Source organism: Oleiphilus sp. HI0123 (genome assembly GCF_001635315.1).
The window spans coordinates 1-781 of sequence record NZ_LWGE01000317.1 but is presented as its reverse complement, the minus strand read 5'-3'; the positions used below and the strand labels follow the sequence as shown (position 1 = coordinate 781).

The 781-nt window shown below is 52.5% G+C and carries 1 protein-coding gene; it reads left to right on the top strand.

Annotated elements, in window-relative coordinates:
* Positions 1-523 (top strand): transposase (locus tag A3761_RS03025; protein ID WP_197472769.1); only part of this gene is annotated, 523 nt, incomplete at its 5' end.
* Positions 524-781 lie beyond the last annotated feature (258 nt).

Genomic DNA, 781 nt, shown 5'->3' with positions numbered 1-781 from the left:
GGCATTGACCGCCAATGGACAAATCCGCTACGAGCTCAAAACCCCTTACCGCAATGGCACTACGCATGTGATCTTCGAACCACTGGATTTCATTGCCAAGCTAGCGGCTTTGGTACCCAAGCCTAGGGTCAACCTTACTCGATTCCACGGGCTTTTTGCACCGAACAGCAAACACCGCGTTCAAGTAACACCCGCTAAGCGGGGCAAAAAGCCCGATCAATCGGAAGGTCTCGATACTGACTGGTGTGACAAGAGCCCTGCAGAGCGCCACCGCGCTATGACCTGGATGCAACGACTCAAGCGTGTTTTTACCATCGACATCGAGGTCTGTGAACACTGCGGTGGCCAAGTCAAAGTGATTGCAAGCATTGAAGACCCGAAGGTGATTGAGCTGATTCTTAATTACCTCAGGCAGAAAGCCGCTAAGGTTGACGCTGCCAAACAGCACGAATTGCCGCCAGAGCGAGCCCCGCCACTGACTCCCAGCCTGTTCGACCCATCGCAGACTCGCCTATTTAATTGACGCTCCTAAGTTCTCAATCCATGCACTGTCAGCCTTTGCGGCAGGCCGGTGGGGCAACTGTCGGCTAGAGATCCATTCGCCAGGCACTTTTCGGTCAAATCGACCAAAATACGACCTGCTTTGGGCGCTGTGAAGCTAAATTCTGGGGCTTAGGCAATAAAAATGAGCAGCAATTTCGGGTATGATACTTCAGCTTAGGGGTGAAAAGGTGCTTTATACTTCCTATACCCACAATATCGGTGGGGCTGCGGCTGTCGA